The sequence below is a fragment of the Pseudomonas sp. G34 genome, from assembly GCF_031119625.1.
Classification (GTDB): Bacteria; Pseudomonadota; Gammaproteobacteria; order Pseudomonadales; family Pseudomonadaceae; genus Aquipseudomonas.
On record NZ_JAVHZV010000018.1, the window covers coordinates 56,561 to 74,571 of the forward strand.

At 63.9% G+C, this 18,011-nt stretch carries 17 protein-coding genes; 5 read left to right on the forward strand and 12 right to left on the reverse strand.

The annotated features are described in order from the left end of the window. Nucleotides 1-94: 94 nt before the first annotated feature. The 7 genes from fliJ to QYS36_RS12810 all read right to left on the reverse strand — a co-directional run bounded on the left by fliJ (nt 95) and on the right by QYS36_RS12810 (nt 6,401). Nucleotides 95-547, reverse strand: coding sequence for a flagellar export protein FliJ (gene fliJ, locus QYS36_RS12780; protein ID WP_308839833.1), 453 nt, complete (start codon nt 545-547; stop codon nt 95-97). A 3-nt stretch (nt 548-550) separates the two neighbouring features. Further along, nucleotides 551-1,909 carry a flagellar protein export ATPase FliI gene (fliI, locus tag QYS36_RS12785; RefSeq protein WP_308839967.1) on the reverse strand — a complete coding sequence of 453 codons (1,359 nt, stop codon included), beginning with the start codon at nt 1,907-1,909 and terminating at the stop codon, nt 551-553. Further along, nucleotides 1,899-2,684, reverse strand: a complete 786-nt coding sequence (fliH, locus tag QYS36_RS12790; RefSeq protein ID WP_308839834.1) for a flagellar assembly protein FliH — start codon at nt 2,682-2,684, stop codon at nt 1,899-1,901. The genes fliI and fliH overlap by 11 nt, the downstream gene beginning before the upstream one ends. 3 nt (nt 2,685-2,687) lie before the next feature. Further along, nucleotides 2,688-3,704, reverse strand: a complete 1,017-nt coding sequence (gene fliG / locus QYS36_RS12795; protein ID WP_308839835.1) for a flagellar motor switch protein FliG — start codon at nt 3,702-3,704, stop codon at nt 2,688-2,690. Beyond that, on the reverse strand, nt 3,697-5,499 hold the full coding sequence (gene fliF, locus QYS36_RS12800) for a flagellar basal-body MS-ring/collar protein FliF (RefSeq protein ID WP_308839836.1): 1,803 nt from the start codon (nt 5,497-5,499) through the stop codon (nt 3,697-3,699). Before fliF ends, fliG begins: the two co-directional genes overlap by 8 nt. A 16-nt stretch (nt 5,500-5,515) precedes the next feature. Continuing rightward, complete coding sequence (fliE, locus tag QYS36_RS12805) at nt 5,516-5,845, reverse strand: flagellar hook-basal body complex protein FliE (RefSeq protein WP_308839837.1); 330 nt, start codon at nt 5,843-5,845, stop codon at nt 5,516-5,518. Between the two features lie 229 nt (nt 5,846-6,074). After that, complete coding sequence (locus QYS36_RS12810; protein ID WP_308839838.1) at nt 6,075-6,401, reverse strand: helix-hairpin-helix domain-containing protein; 327 nt, start codon at nt 6,399-6,401, stop codon at nt 6,075-6,077. Between the two features lie 182 nt (nt 6,402-6,583). Here QYS36_RS12810 and QYS36_RS12815 point away from each other — a divergent pair, with 182 nt between their 5' ends. Next, nucleotides 6,584-8,140 (forward strand): beta (1-6) glucans synthase, encoded by a 1,557-nt coding sequence (locus QYS36_RS12815; RefSeq protein WP_308839839.1) that lies wholly within the window; start codon nt 6,584-6,586, stop codon nt 8,138-8,140. A gap of 43 nt (nt 8,141-8,183) precedes the next feature. On the opposite strand, the gene QYS36_RS12820 is transcribed toward QYS36_RS12815, so the two are convergent. Continuing rightward, on the reverse strand, nt 8,184-8,558 hold the full coding sequence (locus QYS36_RS12820; protein ID WP_308839840.1) for a hypothetical protein: 375 nt from the start codon (nt 8,556-8,558) through the stop codon (nt 8,184-8,186). A gap of 276 nt (nt 8,559-8,834) precedes the next feature. On the opposite strand from QYS36_RS12820, the gene QYS36_RS12825 reads away from it, so the two are divergent. The 3 genes from QYS36_RS12825 to QYS36_RS12835 all read left to right on the forward strand — a co-directional run bounded on the left by QYS36_RS12825 (nt 8,835) and on the right by QYS36_RS12835 (nt 11,884). Next, nucleotides 8,835-10,133: a serine/threonine protein kinase gene (locus QYS36_RS12825; RefSeq protein WP_308839841.1), complete on the forward strand. Its 1,299-nt coding sequence runs from the start codon at nt 8,835-8,837 to the stop codon at nt 10,131-10,133. Continuing rightward, on the forward strand, nt 10,126-10,905 hold the full coding sequence (locus tag QYS36_RS12830) for a VacJ family lipoprotein (protein ID WP_308839842.1): 780 nt from the start codon (nt 10,126-10,128) through the stop codon (nt 10,903-10,905). Before QYS36_RS12825 ends, QYS36_RS12830 begins: the two co-directional genes overlap by 8 nt. Nucleotides 10,906-11,035: 130 nt before the next feature. After that, nucleotides 11,036-11,884, forward strand: coding sequence for a pirin family protein (locus tag QYS36_RS12835; RefSeq protein ID WP_308839843.1), 849 nt, complete (start codon nt 11,036-11,038; stop codon nt 11,882-11,884). A 14-nt stretch (nt 11,885-11,898) separates the two neighbouring features. Here QYS36_RS12835 and QYS36_RS12840 read toward each other — a convergent pair whose 3' ends face one another. Further along, nucleotides 11,899-12,498, reverse strand: a complete 600-nt coding sequence (locus QYS36_RS12840) for a DTW domain-containing protein (RefSeq protein WP_308839844.1) — start codon at nt 12,496-12,498, stop codon at nt 11,899-11,901. Between the two features lie 143 nt (nt 12,499-12,641). On the opposite strand from QYS36_RS12840, the gene QYS36_RS12845 reads away from it, so the two are divergent. Further along, nucleotides 12,642-13,181, forward strand: coding sequence for a DUF1003 domain-containing protein (locus QYS36_RS12845; protein ID WP_308839845.1), 540 nt, complete (start codon nt 12,642-12,644; stop codon nt 13,179-13,181). A 159-nt stretch (nt 13,182-13,340) separates the two neighbouring features. Here QYS36_RS12845 and QYS36_RS12850 read toward each other — a convergent pair whose 3' ends face one another. The 3 genes from QYS36_RS12850 to QYS36_RS12860 form a co-directional block, all read right to left on the reverse strand. After that, nucleotides 13,341-14,906, reverse strand: a complete 1,566-nt coding sequence (locus QYS36_RS12850; RefSeq protein WP_308839846.1) for a PAS domain-containing methyl-accepting chemotaxis protein — start codon at nt 14,904-14,906, stop codon at nt 13,341-13,343. Nucleotides 14,907-15,490: 584 nt separating this feature from the next. Further along, nucleotides 15,491-15,616, reverse strand: a complete 126-nt coding sequence (locus tag QYS36_RS12855) for a PA1414 family protein (protein WP_308839847.1) — start codon at nt 15,614-15,616, stop codon at nt 15,491-15,493. A gap of 194 nt (nt 15,617-15,810) precedes the next feature. Next, nucleotides 15,811-17,937 (reverse strand): TonB-dependent receptor, encoded by a 2,127-nt coding sequence (locus QYS36_RS12860; protein ID WP_308839848.1) that lies wholly within the window; start codon nt 17,935-17,937, stop codon nt 15,811-15,813. Between the last annotated feature and the right edge of the window lie 74 nt (nt 17,938-18,011).

Below are 18,011 nucleotides of genomic sequence, written 5' to 3' on the forward strand. Positions count from 1 at the left end.
CTCACCTGTTTTTCCTGGCCATGCCCAGCCCGCGCGCAGGCGTACTGAATTCCGACTTAAGAAGATTTAGCACTAGCCTGGGCAAGCGGCAACCTCATTCCAGGGAATCGCGTCGCACAATGCGCTGGGACAGCTCGTCGAGCAGTTTCTGCTCGCGCTTGTCCTCGGCCAGGCGCGCTTCGTCCAGGTAGCGCTGCACCAGCTTGCGCAGCCCCTCCAGGCGCGCATAGCGCTGTTGCCAGACCTCGCGCACCTTGTCCAGGTTGTTGCGATGCCAGTTGACCGCCTGCTGCTGCTGGGCAATCGCCACATCGAGCTGGGACAGGAAGCGCTGGTAGTTCATCAGCCACTGGCCGGACACCCCATGCTGGCCCTCGTTCATCCATTGCTGCTGATAGCCCTGCAGGTAGTTCTCCAGATCGGCGAGCTTGTTCTGCGCCTGTCCCAACAGGCCCTGGGCACGCCCAAGCTGCAAGGCGGCTTCGCGCTCGGCCTTCTCGGCCATGTCGACCACCGGCGCCAGGCGCGCCGCTCGGCTGGCAGCCACGGGTTAGGATGCCGCCGTGGGGTTGAGCACCGCGGCGAGCAGCTCGCGGCTGCTCTCCAGGCTCTCGCTTTCGCCGAGGGCCTGGCGCAGGTAGCGGACCATGACCGGCTGGCGGGCGATGGCCAGGTCGGTGTCGGCGTCGCCACCCGGCACGTAGGCGCCGACGCTGATCAGGTCGCGGCTCTGCTGATAACGCGACCACAGCTGCTTGAAGCGCTGGGCGTTGCGCATGTGCTCGGGGCTGACCACCTGGGGCATCACCCGGCTGATCGAGGCTTCGATATCGATGGCCGGGTAGTGCCCCTCTTCGGCCAGGCGCCGGGACAGCACGAAGTGACCGTCGAGCACGCCACGGGCGGCGTCGGCGATGGGATCCTGCTGGTCATCGCCCTCGGACAGCACGGTGTAGAAGGCGGTGATCGAACCGCCGCCCTCCTCGGCATTACCAGCCCGTTCGACCAGGCGCGGCAGCTTGGCGAACACCGACGGTGGATAGCCCTTGGTCGCCGGCGGCTCACCGATGGCCAGGGCGATTTCCCGCTGGGCCTGGGCGAAACGGGTCAGCGAATCCATCAGCAACAGGACGTTCTTGCCCTTGTCACGGAAGTATTCGGCGATCCGCGTGCAGTACATGGCGGCGCGCAGGCGCATCAGCGGCGCATCATCGGCCGGTGAGGCAACCACCACCGAGCGCTTGATGCCCTCCTCGCCAAGAATCTCGTCGATGAATTCCTTCACCTCGCGACCCCGCTCACCGATCAACCCGACCACGATGATCTCCGCCTCGGTGAAGCGCGTCATCATGCCCAGCAGCACCGACTTACCGACACCGGTGCCGGCGAACAGACCGAGGCGTTGGCCGCGGCCGACGGTGAGCAGGCCGTTGATGCTGCGGATGCCGACATCCAGCGGTTCGCTGATCGGGTGGCGCTTGAGCGGGTTGATGGTCGGCCCGTCCATCGGTACCCAGTCCTCGGCCTTCATGCCGCCCTTGCCGTCCAGGGCACGGCCGGCGCCATCGAGCACCCGGCCGAGCATCGACATGCCCATGGGCAGGCGCCCGGTATCGGGCAGTGGCACCACCCGGGCGCCCGGCGCGATGCCGGCCAGGCTGCCGACCGGCATCAGGTAGATCTTGCCGGAGGAAAAGCCCATCACCTCGGCCTCGACCTGCACCGGGTGGTAGCTGTCGTCGTTGATCACCAGGCAGCGACTGCCCAGCGCGGCACGCAGGCCCTCGGCCTCCAGGGTCAGGCCGACCATGCGCAGCAGGCGGCCTTCGACGATGGGCTGGGTGGGAAGTTTGACGGCCTCGCCGTAGCCCTCCATGCGGCGGGCGAAGCTGAGGCGCTCAAGGCGCATCGCTGGCGTCCAGATCGATGACCATGTCGGCAGCACGCGGCGTGGTGGCATGCTCGCGCTGCTGCTCGAACAGTTGCTTGAGCGCCTGGCTCAGCCGGGTTTCGACGCTGGCGTCGATGCGGCTGTGTTCGCTCTCCACCCGGCAGCCGCCCGGCAGCAACGAATCGTCTTCGAGAATTCGCCAGCTTTCCTCGTGGCGCTCGCGCAATGCCTTGACCAGCTCGAAGTCCTGCGGGTTGAGGTGGATGCGGATGTTTTCCGCGCCCATGGGCAGCAACTTGAGGGCCTCGCGTAGCACCTGACGAATCTGGCTGGAGTCGCGGCTCAGTTCGCGCTGGATGACTTCCCGGGTGATCTGGCCAACCAGCATGACCAGCGCCACTTCGAGCTGCTGATCCTGCTCGGCGATCGGTTCGAACAGATGGTGCATGACCTGCTCGAGCGCCTGGACCCGCCCGGCCAGGGCGGCGTCCGCCTCCTGCTTGGCCTTGAGCTGGCCGGCACGGAAGCCGTCCTTTTCACCGGTAGCAAAGCCCTCGTTGTAGGCGTCCTGGCGGATCGCTTCGAGCTCATCGAGCGTCAAGGGTTTGACATCCTCGAAGGCCACCTCCTCGCTTTCCTGGGCGATCGGCGGCGGCTCGGCAGTCACCGGCTCTGCTGCAGGGGCCTCGGGTTGCGACTCGTCATGCTCGTCGAAACTGGGCAGCGACCAACGGTCGACACTGCCCAGATCCTTGGCGCGAATCAGTTCGCTGACCGGTTCTTTGCCAGACATGGGTTACACCATTTCCTCGCCGCCCTTGCCGCCGAGCACGATCTCGCCAGCATCGGCCATGCGCCGGGCAATGGTGAGAATTTCCTTCTGCGCCGTTTCCACGTCGCTGACCCGCACCGGCCCCTTGGCCTCCAGGTCATCACGCAGCAGCTCGGCCGCACGCTTGGACATGTTCTTGAAGACCTTTTCCTTGATCGCCTCGTCGGCGCCCTTGAGCGCCAGCACCAGCACGTCGGACGACACCTCGCGCAACAGCGCCTGGATACCGCGATCGTCGACGTCGGCCAGGTTGTCGAAGACGAACATCAGGTCCTCGATCTGCGACGACAGGTCCTCGTCGATCTCGCGGATCGAATCCATCAACGGCCCTTCGACCGAGCTGTCGAGGTAGTTCATGATGTCCGCGGCGCGTTTCACGCCGCCCATGGTGGCGCGGGTGGTATTGGAACTGCCGGAGAACTGCTTCTCCAGAATCAGGTTGAGTTCCTTGAGTGCCGCTGGCTGCACGGTATTCAGCGACGAGACGCGCAGGACGATATCCAGGCGCACCTTGTGGTCGAAGTGGCCCAGCACTTCGCCGGCCTGGTCGGGGTCCAGGTAGGCGACCACGATGGCCTGGATTTGCGGGTGCTCGTAGCGAATCACGTCGGCGACCGCGCGCGGCTCCATCCACTTCAGGCTGTCCAGGCCGCTGGTGCTGCCGCCGAGCAGGATGCGGTCGATCAGGTTGCCGGCCTTGTCCTCGCCAAGCGCCTGGGTGAGCATCTTGCGGATGTAACCGTCGGCGCCCACGCCGAGGCTGGTCTGGTCGCCCACGGTTTCGACGAACTCGCCCATCACCTGCTCGACCTGCTCGCGATGGATGTTGCGCATGGCGGCCATGGCCACACCCACGCGCTGAACCTCCTTGGGGCCCAGGTGGCGCAGCACCTGAGCGGCATCGGTTTCACCGAGCGAGAGCAGCAGGATCGCGGCCTTCTCGACCTTGCTCATCTTGGCGGTGGTGCGGTTCTCATTCATCGGCATTGATCCAGTCTTTGACTACCTGGGCGACCCGGCCCGGATCTTCGGCGACCAGACTCTTGATCGCGTTCAGTTGTGCATCATACCCCTCGCTCGGGCTCGGCAACATAATGCTTTGCGGCCCGCCGAGGCTTACCCGATCAGAGGCCAGGCCGTCCATGCCGCCCATTTCGCCGAGGTCGACGTCGCCATCGCGGCCGCCACCGGCCAGGGCCAGCTCCTTGCCTTTGCCGCCGCCAGTGATGTTGTTGAGCACCGGGCGCAGCACGAACCACACCAGCAGGAAGATCAGCAGCGCCGGGAACAGCGACTTGAGGCCGCCCATGGCCATCAGGAACAGCTCGCTCTGGTACCACGGCACTTCGATCACTTCCGCGGCTTCAGTGCTGAACGGCGTATTGATCACACTGACGCTGTCACCACGGCTGGCGTCGAAACCGACCGAGTCCTGCACCAGGCGGGTGAAGCGCGCCAGGTCATCGCTGGTCCAGGGTACGCGAGTGGCTTCACCGGTGGCCGGGTCGACACGCATCTGGTCATCGACCACCACCGCGACAGAAAGCCGGCGCAGGCGACCCTGTTGCTGCTTGGTGTAGCTGACCGAGCGATCGAGTTCGAAGTTACGGGTGGATTGATCACGCTTGTCGGCCGGGTACGGCGCCAGCATCGGCTGGCCGGTGGCCGGGTCCATGATCTGCTGGCCATTGGCATCGACCAGTGGCTGGCCGGGGGCGATCGGCCCACCAGGTGCCGCGGCGCCACCAGCCTGTTGGGGCGCGGCAGCCGGACCAGGCGGCTGATTGCTCAGCGCCCCCGGTACGCCTTGCGGGCCGCTGCCGCTGCTGCGTTGTTCATTGACCTGTTGCTCGCTGCGCAGCGCCGGCTGGTCCGGGTTGAAGGTTTCCGAGGTCGACTCGACGGCGCTGAAGTCCACGTCCGCGGAAACTTCGGCCTTGTAGCGACCCACACCCAGTACCGGCTGCAGGATGTTGTGCACGCGCTGGGTGAACAGGCTTTCCATGCGGCGGCTGTAATCGAACTGCTTGCCGGCCATGCTCAGCTCGGACATGTTCTGCTGATCGGACAGCAGATTGCCCTTCTGATCGACGACGGTAACCTGACCCTTGTCCATTTCCGGGACGCTGCTGGCCACCAGGTTGACGATGGCCATCACCTGGCTTGGCTCCAGGCTGCGGCCCGAGTACAGCTCTACGAGTACCGAGGCGCTGGGCTTGCGCTCGTCACGCACGAACACCGAACTCTTCGGGATCGCCAGGTGAACGCGAGCGGCCTTGACGTTGTTGAGGCTCGACACGGTGCGTGCCAGTTCGCCTTCCAGGCCGCGACGGTAGCGGGTCGCCTCCATGAACTGGCTGGTGCCCAGGCCCTGCTCCCTGTCGAGGATCTCGAAACCGATGCTGGTATCGGTCGGCGCCACGCCGGCGGAGGCCAGGCGAATACGCGCCTGGGCCAGGTCCGAGGACTTGACCAGCAGGGCGCCGGAGTTCGGCTCGATGGTGTAGTCGATATTGGCGGCGGCCAGGGTTTCCATCACGCTACGCGCATCCATGCCCTCGAGGCTGCCATACAGCGGCTTGTAATCGGGCTGCTGGGACCACAACACCACGGCAAAGCCGATCGCCACGCTGGCGGCCAGGCCAACCAGCAGGCCGGCCTGGCGCAGCAGCGGCATGTCCGAGAGGTTTTCCAGGAAGGTCAGCCCGAGCAGCGGCTTCTTCGGTGCGTTGTCGGCGGCGGTGGCAGGTACGTTTGCGGCGAGAGTGTCGGCCATGATCGAAATCTACCCCTTAAACCGGCATCTGCATGATGTCTTGATAGGCCTGAACCAGCTTGTTGCGCACTTGGGTCATGGCCTGGAACGAGACACTGGATTTTTGCGAGGCGATCATCACGTCGGTCAGGTCGACGCCGCTCTGGCCCATTTCGAAGGCGTTGGCCAGTTGGCCGGCTGCCTGCTGGGTTTCGCTGACCTTGTTCACCGCCTGCCCGAGCATGTCCGAGAAGCTCGGCGCGCCGACTTCCTGGGCCTCGGCCACGGCTGGCTTGCGCGCCATGGCCTCGGCCTGCATGGAGCGCATTTCCAGCATTAGACGATTGAACGCGACACCCTGACTCATGACCTTTCCTCCACTGACCGCGGTTTTTTGACGCCGCGTGTGCTTTGCAAGGGTGATTGCAACAAGGGTGCCAACTACCTGGGCGCCATGAAATCTGCGATCACCAGGCGAGCAAGCAGAAAGCGCGCCAGCCAGGCTCGCGATAGAGGATAGAGATGCAGTGATGAAAAGCTGTTGCCCATGAAAAAGCCGCGCCTGGCGAAGCAGGCGCGGCCTGGGGGGCCAGCAGCTACTGGCTGATGGTCAGCTTGTCGCGGTTGCGTTCGAGCAATGCGGCGCCGATGCCTTTGACTTCGAGCAGTTCGTCCACCGAGGCAAAGTCACCATGGGTATCGCGATAAGCGACGATGGCCTGTGCCTTTACCGCGCCAACGCCACTGAGCTCGCGTTGCAGGGTCTCGGCGTCGGCAGTATTGAGGTTGATGGGATTGAGTTCGGCCACTTGCTGGGCCACGGGCTCGGTAGCCGGTGCCTTCGCCGCCTCGTTGGCGCTGGCCAGCACTGACGCACTGGCAACCACGGAAAACAGCAGGGCTTGCAGGGTAGTTTTCAGCATGATCAACATCCTCTGTAAGTTCCACTCGGGTTGAGCGACGCGGGTGTTCCTCACGCCGCAGGATGAAAATAGCCAGTCTGAACGCCACGTCAAAGGAGCCTTTGTAACTACGTTTTCCGCGTCTATCTAAAGCCCTTGCTCGCCGCTAAGATGCGCGTCTCCATTACCATGCGTGTTCGACCATGCCTGCCACCGCTCGCTTTCCTCTGCTCCCCTATCTCTGCGCCTGCATCGTCGGTTTTCTCGCACTTGGCAGCCTTTGGCAAACCATCGGCAAGCCGGTAACCCTGGCCGACGCGGCCACGCCGACCCACAAGCTGCAGTGCGCGTCCTACACGCCGTTCGGCAAGGACCAGTCGCCCTTCGATCTGCCCCTGCAGATCCGCCCGGAGCAGATGGACACCGACCTGGCGCTGCTGGCCGAGCGCTTTCAATGCATCCGCACCTATTCGGTCACCGGCCTGGAGAAGCTGCCGGAACTGGCCCGCAAGCATGGCCTGAAGCTGATCACCGGTGCCTGGGTGAGCCGTAACCCGCATGACACGGCCATCGAAATCCAGGGCCTGATCAAGCTGGCCAAGGAAAATCCGGATGTGGTCGAGGCGGTCATCGTCGGCAACGAAGCGTTGCTGCGCAAGGAAGTCACCGGCGGGCAGCTGGTCGAGCTGATCAACCAGGTCAAGGCCGAGATCAGCCAGCCGGTCACCTATGCCGACGTCTGGGAGTTCTGGCTCAAGCACCCGGAAGTCGCGCCAGCGGTCGACTTCATCACCATCCACCTGCTGCCGTACTGGGAAGACAACCCGGCCGGCATCGACGCGGCCCTGCATGAAGTGACCGAAGTGCGCGAGCTGTTCGGCAAGCAGTTCGCCCCCAAGGACATCATGATCGGCGAGACCGGCTGGCCCAGCGAAGGCCGCCAGCGTGAAACCGCGGTGCCCAGCCGCGTCAACCAGGCCACCTTCATTCGCGGTTTCGTCGCCCTGGCCGAGCAGCATGGCTGGCGCTACAACCTGATCGAAGCCTTCGACCAACCCTGGAAACGGGTCAGCGAGGGCGCGGTGGGCGGTTTCTGGGGGCTGTACGACGCCGATCGCCAGGACAAGTCGATCCTCGCCGGGCCGGTCTCCAACCTGCCCCATTGGCCGCTGTGGCTGGCCATCAGCGCCGGCGTTCTGGGCTTCGGGCTGCTGGTCGGTGGTCGCCCGAGCTCGCCGCGCAACGCCGTGCTGCTGCCATTGCTGGCCGCCTTGGGCGCTGGCTGCATCGGCCTGTGGGCGGAGCTGGCCTGGGTGACCAGCCGCTACCTCGGCGAATGGCTGTGGGCGGGTGCCCTGGTCGCCCTCAACCTGCTGGTACTGGCCCATGCCGCGCTGGCGCTGTCCACGGCGCAGGGCTGGCGGGCCCGGGCCTTCGGCTGGCTGGAGCGACGTGCCGGCTGGTGGCTGGCGGCAGCCGGTTTCGCCGGCGCGGTGATGATGCTGGCGATGGTGACCGATGCGCGTTATCGCAGCTTCCCCAGCGCCGCGCTGCTGTTGCCGGCACTGGTTTACCTGCTGCGCCCGGTGGCAGGGCCGCGCCGGGAAATCGCCGTGCTGGCGGTGCTGATCGCCGCCGGCATCGTGCCGCAGCTCTATGAGGAAACCCTGGACAACCTGCAGGCCATCGGCTGGGCCATTACCAGCGCGCTGTTGGCCGCAGCGCTGTGGCGCAGCCTGCGCCACTCGAAAACCCGCTAACGCTGCCCGGGCGCTGCGCTCGCCGCGCAGCGCCCGGGCAGCGTTAGCGGGTCACCACAGCTGGCGCGCGTACCAGACGAAGCAAGGAAATGACGACTGCGAACACTGCCAGGCTCGCGGTATACAAGGCCAGCGCCGGCAAACCGAGCAGCAGCCCCGGCACGGCCAGGCGCCAGCCCCACACGCCAGGCAGCGCGAACGCCAGCAGCGCGCAACCCAGCGCCGCCCAGGCAATGACCCGCAAGTGAATCATCCAGCCCAGGGTGGCGCGTACCTGGCAGGCCAGAAGGCCCGGGTCCTCGACGCAGCGACCTACCCACTGATCCCCTTCCATGAGCAGGTAGCGCAACGCGTAACTGGCAATCACGCAGACGAGCGCCGCGATCACCAGGGCGACGATGGATATACGACGAGGCATGCTGCACTCCAGAGGGCTTGAAAACGGCGCTCAGCATAATCTCCCGGCAGGCGGATGCAAGCGGCAAATCGGGCGCCACCGAAGCTGACGCATAGGCCCGTGGCAAAGGCCGTTGGCGGCCCAGTCGCCTTCTGGTATACCCGCTGTGCAGCATGGCAGAATTTCCCATGGCACTTTGATACAACAGCGGTTGTCCTAGTGATCGCGGCTGATGCCGAAAGCACCGGCTTGCCGGCCCACCTCTGAAAAGAATGTTCTCTTCCAAAGGGATCTTGTATGTCTTTCATCCCCCGTCTTGCAGCGCTGCTTGGCACCCTGCTGCTCAGCGCCTCCGTGTGGGCCGTCGATGTCGATGCGCAGACCTACGGCTATCCGCTGACCAACCCGTTCGAAGCCACCATTGCCACCACGCCGCCGGAGCTGCGCCCCAAGCTGCCGGAAGACGCGGACATCAAGCAGGCTGACTACCGCGTGCGCCTGCGTCCGGAACGCGAATTCCAGCTGCCGGACAACTTCTGGGCCGTCACCAAGATGAGCTACCGGCTGGCCGAGCAGAATGGCCCGGCACCGCTGATCTTCATCATCGCCGGCACCGGTGCGCATTATTCGAGCGGCACGCCCGAGTACCTGAAGAAGCTCTTCTACGGCGCCGGCTACCATGTGGTGCAGCTGTCGTCGCCGACCAGCTACGACTTCATGACCTCCGCCTCGCGCTTCGCCACGCCCGGCATCAGCCGCGAGGATGCCGAGGACATGTACCGCGCCATGCAGGCCGTGCGCGCCCAGCACCCGCGCCTGCAGGTCACCGACTATTACCTGACCGGTTACAGCCTCGGCGCCCTGCATGCGGCGTTCGTCAGCCAGCTGGACGAGACGCGCCGCAGCTTCAACTTCAAGCGCGTGCTGATGCTCAACCCGCCGGTCAACCTGTACACCTCGATCACCAACCTGGATCGCCTGGTACAGACCCAGGTGAAGGGCATCAGCAACCGCACCACCTTCTACGAGCTGGTGCTGGCCAAGCTGACCCGCTACTTCCAGCAGAAGGGCTACGTGGACATCAACGACGCCCTGCTCTACGACTTCCAGCAGTCCAAGCAGCACCTGAGCAACGAACAGCTGGCCATGCTAATCGGCACCTCGTTCCGCTTCTCGGCCGCCGATATCGCCTTCACCTCGGACCTGATCAACCGCCGTGGCCTGATCACCCCGGTCGACTACCCGATTGGCGAAGGCACCAGCCTGACACCGTTCTTCCGCCGCGCGCTGCAGTGCGACTTCGACTGCTACATGACCGAACAGCTGATCCCCATGTGGCGCGCCCGTGATGGCGGCGGCAGCATCACTCAGTTGATCAATGAGGTCAGCCTGTACGGCATCGAGGATTACCTGAAGAACAGCCCGAAGATCGCGGTGATGCACAACGCCGATGACGTGATCCTCGGCCCCGGCGACCTGGGCTTCCTGCGCCGGACCATGGGCGATCGCCTGACCGTGTACCCATACGGCGGCCACTGCGGCAACCTCAATTACCGCGTCAACAGCAACGACATGTTGGAGTTCTTCCGTGGCTAAGTCCTATCCTGCTCTCGTACTGTTCACGGCCCTGTTGAGCTGCGGCGCCGCCTCCGCCCAGAGCACCACCGTCGATGACGATGGCTTCAAGCAACCGCTGCGCGAGCTCAAGTTCAACCCGGGCCTGAACCAGCGCGAGTTCGAGCGTTCCACGCTCTCGGCGCTGGAGGTTCATGATCCGCTGGAGTCGTGGAACCGCCGCGTCTATCACTTCAACTACCGGTTCGATCAATGGGTGTTCCTGCCGGTGGTCGACGGCTACCGCTACGTCACCCCAGGCTTCGTGCAAAAGGGCGTGACCAACTTCTTCAGCAACCTGGGCGACGTCCCCAACCTGGTCAACAGCGCCTTGCAGCTCAAGGGTGAACGCGCCATGAACACCACGGCGCGCCTGCTGTTCAACACCACCCTGGGTGTGGCCGGCCTGTGGGATCCGGCCACGCTCATGGGCCTGCCCAAGCAGCGCGAAGATTTCGGCCAGACCCTGGGTTTCTACGGCTCCCCTGCCGGCCCGTACCTGATGCTGCCGATCCTCGGCCCGTCCAACCTGCGTGATACCACGGGGCTGGTAGTGGACTACGGCATCAACCAGCAGATCAACTACCTCAACGTCTCCGAAACAAGCAGTGATCACCCCGAGATCATCGTGCTCAGGGGCATCGATCAGCGCGCGACCACCAGCTTCCGCTATGGCCAGCTGAACTCGCCGTTCGAGTACGAGAAGCTGCGCTTCTTCTATACCGAGTCGCGCAAGCTGCAGATCGCCGAGTGAAAACCCTGACGGCGCCCCAGGGCGCCGTCAGCACATCGACTTTCTCGATAGGTGAGTTGATCTTTTCCCATCCATCTGGCGGCCCGGCTGGCCTACCATGGCCTCATCGTTGTTCACCAGAGCCAGCCAGATGAACCCACTACGCCCTGTCCTCGCCATCCAACCGGGCCAGCCGGCCTCCGACGGCGCCGGTGTGCGCCTGAACCGGGTCATCGGCGGCGCCGGTATCGAGCGTTTCGATCCGTTCCTGATGCTCGATGAATTCAGCACCGACAACGCCGACGACTACATCGCCGGCTTCCCGCCGCATCCGCACCGCGGCTTCGAGACCATCACCTACATGCTCGAAGGGCGCATGCGCCACGAGGATCACCTCGGCAACGTCGGCCTGCTGCAAGGCGGCGACGTACAGTGGATGACCGCCGCCCGGGGCATCATCCACAGCGAGATGCCCGAACAGGAACAGGGCGCCATGCGCGGTTTCCAGCTGTGGCTGAACCTGCCGGGCCGCGACAAGATGGCCGACCCGGACTACCGCGACATCCCCAGTACGCAGATTCCGCGCCTGCGCACCGAACAGAACGTCGAGGTGGTGGTCGTTGCCGGCACTTTCGTCGAAGGCGACAGTCGCCAGACCGGCGCTGTACAGCGCCCTCACACCGAGCCGCATCTATTCGATATGCGCCTGCCCGCCGGTAGCGTCGTACGCCCTGAACTGCCGGCAGGTCATCGCGCCTTGCTGTATGTGTACCAGGGCGAAATCCAGGTACAGCAGAGTCATGAGGCCAAGGCAGGTCGACTGGTAAGGCTCGATGATGAGGGCGCGTTGCTGTTGAGCAGTGCCGGCGGTGCTTGCGTGCTGCTGATTGCCGGCAAGCCACTGCACGAGCCGATCGTGCAGTACGGGCCGTTCGTGATGAACAGCCGGGAGGAAATCGAGCAGGCGCTGCGTGATTTTCGTGACGGCAGCTTTGCCTGAGCGGGTACTGCCCCTCAACGCAGGTGGTTACGCCTGAAGGTCTCCTCCCCCATCGCCGCGATCTGCCCCTCGATCAGTGCATCGAAGGGTTTGAGCAGTTCACGGTAATCGGCTGGTGCCTCGAGCTGGTTGAGCACCGCGACTATCGCCTCCAGCGTCGACAGCGAGCCTGCCATCGGCGCCTTGCGCAGGCGATAGCGCGACGGCGGCGCATCGGCCAGGGCCACTCGAGGCAGGGCCGCCAAGGCAGGATTGAGATAGAGCAGTTTGCGCGCCTTGCGCCAAGTGCCATCGGGCACCACCAGGCGCAGCGGGCGCCCGTCTCCCTCACTGCCGAGCTCGACCACCGAGAGCGCCTGCTCTCCCGGAAACAGCAGGCAGGTGCGATAACCCGTCTGCGCCAGCCAGCCCGGCAAATCATCGAATGCTTCGCCCACCCACAAGGTGGCATTACGCAAGCCCAGCACGGCGAGATTGGCTGTGTTGAGCGCGTGGTCGACTTCATCAGGGTGCTGCAGCACGAGAATTTCGGTACGGCTGGGCAAATCGGGGATCAGCGCGCACAGACAATGGCTTTCTGGTCGTCTGCAGCGGCAACAGCGGGGGCGTGACATCGTTGGCTCTCCTCAGCCAGGCAGTGTGCCACAAGCCAACTGCCGCGTAAGCTGCAGTGGCAACCAGACAACTTTAGTGGTGCTCCAGCCAAGCGCCGTGCCTTTCCACTCACCACTGCGCGCCCTGCCCCATGGAGCCGACAATGAACACGCCTGCCGAGCAACCCTCGACCTCCCACCTCGACCCTCTGCGCTTCCACCGCAACCATGCCCACCTGGCGAGCCCTTTCGGAAACGACACCTTCGCCCTCAAGGCTGAAGCCTTCGCAAGATTCTTCGGCACGCCGATGTTTCTCGGCGTACAAACGCTGATAGTGGTGGCCTGGATCGTCGCGAACACAAGCGGCCTGAGCAGTTTCGATGCCTATCCGTTCATTTTGCTCAACCTGGCGTTCAGCCTACAGGCTGCCTACGCCGCGCCCCTGATCCTGCTGGCGCAGACTCGCCAGGCAGCCCGCGACAAAGCACACTCGGAGGCCGATGCGAAACACCGTGAAGAACTGGCAGTCGCCAACGAGAAACGCCTGGAGAGTGCGGCACAACAAAGCACCCAGTTGCTGGAGCTGATTCGTCAGAATACCGAGCTGACGTCCATCACCAAACAACTGAGCGAGCGAATCGAAGGCCTGACGGTAGAGCTGCATGAGCGACTGATCAGCAAAGACAGCCGCCCATTGGCCTAGGGTCTGTTGCCGTTTCAACGCGAGCCGCGTTGCCGCGAGAAATCTCGCCAGGTTAGGCGGAGGACGCAGGGAATGGCATTCCCTTTCCAAGTCCTCCAACGACACATGGCGAGACTTCCCGCGCAACCCGCAGGGCCGTGCGTGAAACGGCAACAGACCCTAGCGGTTGAAGCGCTCGGCCAGGCTGTGCAGGTAGTCGGCCATGGTTTCCAGTTCCTTGCCAATCGCCGCGCCCTGGTGGGCCTGCTCGGCGCCTTGCTCGGACAGGTGGGCGATGCGGGTGATCTGCCGGCTGATGTCGTCAGCCACCTGGCCCTGCTCCTCGGAGGCAGCCGCGATCTGCTGGCTCATGCCACTGATGCGACTGACCGATTCGCTGATGCCATCCAGTGCGATGCGCACCGCCTCCACGCTCTGCACACTTTCCCGGGAGATCTCCTCACCGCGCCCGGCCGTGACAACGGCGCGTTCGGCACCGGCGCGCAGCGAGGCGATGATCTGGTGAATCTGCTGGGTCGACTCGCGGGTGCGCGAGGCGAGTGAGCGCACCTCGTCGGCGACCACGGCGAAGCCACGCCCCTGCTCGCCCGCGCGCGCGGCCTCGATGGCGGCGTTGAGGGCCAGCAGGTTGGTCTGCTCGGCAATCGAGGTGATCACGTCGGCCACGCTGCCAATCGACTGCGTCGAGTTGGCCAGATCGTTCACCGCCTGGCCGATATCCGCCACGGCCTTGGCCATGTGCTGCATCGACTCCAGGCTGCCGCCGGCCAGTTGCCGCCCTTCTCTGGCCAGCCGGTCCGCCTCCTCGGCGGCATGGCTGGTGCTCTGCACGTTCTGGGTGACTTCCTGAATGGTGGCCGCCATCTGGTTGATGGCAGTCGCCGATTGGTCGGTCTCGCTACGCTGCTGGTCGAGCATTTCGGCGCCCGCGCGGGAGAAGCCGGCGGCCTGGGCCGCCTGCTTCTTGACGTTGACGCCGGCATCTTCGAGGCGCGTCAGGGCGGTCTGCAACCGCGCTTCTTCGCTGATCATGGCCATGTCGAGCAACGCCTGGGCGCCTCGGTTGTCACTGTAGGTGAGCGCCACCAGGCTGCTGGTAAACGCCTTGGGATGCTCGCCAAGGGTGTGCCGAATCAGCGCGCGCTTGCTGTACAGCTGATAGCACGCCAGTGCCGCCATCACCGCGACCACCAGCAGCCCCAGCCATACCCCGGAGAGTGCAGTCTGGGCCGCCAGGATGATCAACGTCGCGATGATCAGTGGCCAGGAGCGAATCAGGTCATAGGTCAGGGTTTCAATCGCCGGCACCGGCGACTTGCCATTGCGCAAACGCGCGTACAACTTCTCTGCACGGCGCTTCTGCTCTTCGCTGGGCAACGAACGAACCGACTCGTACCCCGCCACCTTGCCATGCTCGTAAACCGGCGTGACATAGGCGCTGACCCAGTAGTAGTCACCATTCTTGGCGCGATTCTTGACGATGCCCATCCAGGGTTTGCCCTGCTTGATGGTGTCCCACATATGGCCAAACACGGCAGGCGGCATATCAGGATGGCGCACCAGATTGTGCGGCTGGCCGATCAGCTCTTCGCGGGTGAACCCGCTGATGGCCACGAAAGCATCGTTGCAGTAGGTGATCTTGCTGTTTAGATCAGTGGTGGAAATCAACCGCTCGTGACCGGGGAAAGTCCGTTCCCGCTGAGTTACCGGAAGATTCTGACGCATGGTTGAGATCCTTTAATACGTGAAGGGTACGTCCTTTCCACTCAACTAGGTCTAGCACAGCAAAGCTGCCGCGCCAGCACGGGTAGGCGGTTGGTGTGTAAATGCGCAAACGCACGAGAAAAAGCCGGTCAAGGTCCGTGCTACCCGGCTCCCTGCCAGGGCTTTTTCTCTGCTTACCCGAATGGGCATCTCTGTTGTCGGCAAACCCGTCGACGACTTGAGAGCGCCTTGAGGGAGATCGTGACCGCCCCTCGCCAGGGCCTGGCAAGCGAGTCCTAAACCCAGGGGAAAGCAGGCTGGCTACCAAGCTATGGGAGGGAAAAAGTCGCAGCAGATGGCGCCAGGCAAAGCGCTGGCCACCACGAAGAACCGGCTACCAGGGGGCGCCAGCTGGATAAAGCTGAGGGGATTACAGCGAATGAGCGACACGACGATGCAGCTCATGCATCGGTAGGCATTGGCCGCGAAGGGCCAACGAGGCAAGCATCAACCAAAAACAAAACGCCGCACCTGTGTCACGAGGCGTCAGAACGTTCTACAAGCGCCGCAAGGCGCGGCGCTTTGGTCAACTTGCGTTGGGCGACTCAGCGACGAAGGCGGCGCTCTTCGGCCAGACGACGCTGCTCTTCGCTACGAATGGGAATAGGCTGCATGCGCGGGGCAAACAGGGCATTGAGCTGGGCAGTGATTTTTTCGAACCAGGCTTTCATAAGAGTATCCTCGAACTACGCGCGGCTATGGTGACCGCTTGATTTCAGAGTAGCCGAAACACACCCGGTAGTGGAGAGCAAAGCTGTCTTAAAGCATTGCAAGTCGCTACCGAACGTCGCTTAGTTTCCCTCAGGCGGCGGTGCCCGCCATCACGTCAGCCATTCGACTGTTTTCACAGCTCTGCACGGGCTCCTCAAAACTGATACTCGACACCAGCACCCGCGTACCAAGAACGTCCTGGCGCCGCTTCGTAGAAACGACCATTGCCATCACCCACGATCACCGAACCGACGTACTGCCGGTCCAGCAGGTTATCCAGGCGCAGGGTCTGGTGGGTTTGCCAGGGGCCGACGTGCTGCTCGAAACGGGTACGCCAGTTGAACACCGCGTAGCCTGGCGCGGCTTTCTCGGTGTTGCTGTCTTCGACGTACACCTTGCTGCGATAAAGGCCTTCGAGGGCCGTGCTGATGCCATCGACCGGCTTCCAGGCCAGCTCTGCAAATAATGTGGTGCGCGGCACGCCAGGCAGGTCGTTGCCCTTGTCGATGATGGCGTCGCCAGCGGCGAAGCGCGAATCGTAGGTTGCGGCGAGGTAGGTGTAGGCCAACGCCGCCGACCAGTGCTCATCGAGCTGGCTGTCGACGCCCAGTTCGAAACCGCGACGCAGGGTCTTGCCGGCGTTCTGGTAGCTGGTACGGCCGTCGCGATTTTCCAGCACGACGATTTCGTCATCGGTGTTGATCTGGAAGATCGCGGCGTTGATCCGGGTTTCTTCGGCGAGGCGGGCTTTCAGGCCGATTTCGTACTGGGTGCTTGCCGAGGGTTCAAGGCCGTAATTGAAGCCCGCGTTGCCCTGGGAATAGGCCAACTCGGCCTGGCTTGGCGTTTCGAAACCCTTGCCGACGCTGACGTAACCGTTCAGATCCGGGGTGAAGGCGTAGCCCACGCTGACCGATGGCGTGGCCTTTTCGTAGCGCCTGGTGCCGCTGTCATCGCCATTGACGCCGACGCTGTACGTGTCATCGACATCCACTTCTACGGTGCTGTAGCGCAAGCCGCCCTGCAGGGTCCAGTTACCGATGTTCCAGGTGGCCTGGGCGTAGGGATCCAGGCTGGTAACGGTATCGACTTCATCGCGGCGCAGGTTGCCTTTGATGCCGTTGCGAGCCCCCGAAAAGTTCTCGTAACCGCGTCGATCGTCGCGGCTCTGATCGTAATCCAGGCCGAACACCAGGCGCAGATCCCCACTTACTCCGTCCACCGGTTGCAGCCAGCGAATGCTACCGCCATGAAACTCTCGGTCGAAGTCGACGACGCCGCCACTGTGAGCGGGATTGTTACGCTGAGGCGCCTGAGGAATAGCCAGATACTGGATGACGCTGCGCTTGCCGGCATAAGCCGTGGTTTGCAGCGTCGCCTCGCCAAAATAGCGCTCGTAATTCACGCCTACCTGCTGGTGATCAATGCTCTTGCGGGTATCGAAGTTCAGCGCATTGGCGGCGACCGAACGCGGATCGGCCTTGTAAGCCGCCCACGCCTGTCCCAATGGATCTTGCGTGCCGTTCTGCTCCAGGCTGCTGTAGATCAGCGCCACCTTGCTGTCTTCATCGGGTTCGACGTTCAGCTTGGCGAAGGTCTGGTCACGGCGCGCCGAGCTGTGGTCACGGTAACCGTCGGTGTCCATCCGTGAGGCGTCGAGCACGAAACCCACCCCGTCTGCCTCACCTTCGGCGCTGAGGTGACTACGGGTCAGGCCATCACTGCCGATCAGCGTCTCGGCGCCGATACGCGGCCGGCCGACGCCGTCACGGGAGAACACCTGGATCACCCCGCCGGCGTTGCTGCCATACAGCGTCGAGGCAGGGCCACGCAGCACTTCGATGCGCTCGGCGGTGTCCAGGTTGAAGGTCGCGGCCTGGCCCTGGCCATCCGGGGTGCTGGCGGGAATACCGTCGCTGATCAACTTCAAACCGCGCACGCCAAAGGCCGAGCGTGCGCCAAAACCGCGGGAGGATATCTGCAGGTCCTGCGCATAGTTCTGGCGGTTCTGCACCACCAGGCCGGGCACCCGGGTCAGCACCTCGGAAGCATTGATGCCCAACTGGCCGTCACTGATCTGATGTCGATCGATGCTGTCCACCGAAAATGGCAGATCAAAGCTCTGCGCCGCACTGCGCGAGCCGCTGACCACGCTGGGTTCGAGCACCAGGCTGCCGGCTTGCTGGGCCTGTGAAGTGCCCGCCGCTGCGCAGCCGCATAGCAGGAGGGCCCTGCTCAGGCGGGAAAGCTCGAAGGCGCGCGAAGGGGGTCTGCAGCTCATGGAAAAGGATCCTTTCATAGTTCGGCTTGGCGCCCCGTGGCGCAGCCACCCGGGTTGCAGTGGCCGTGAAACCG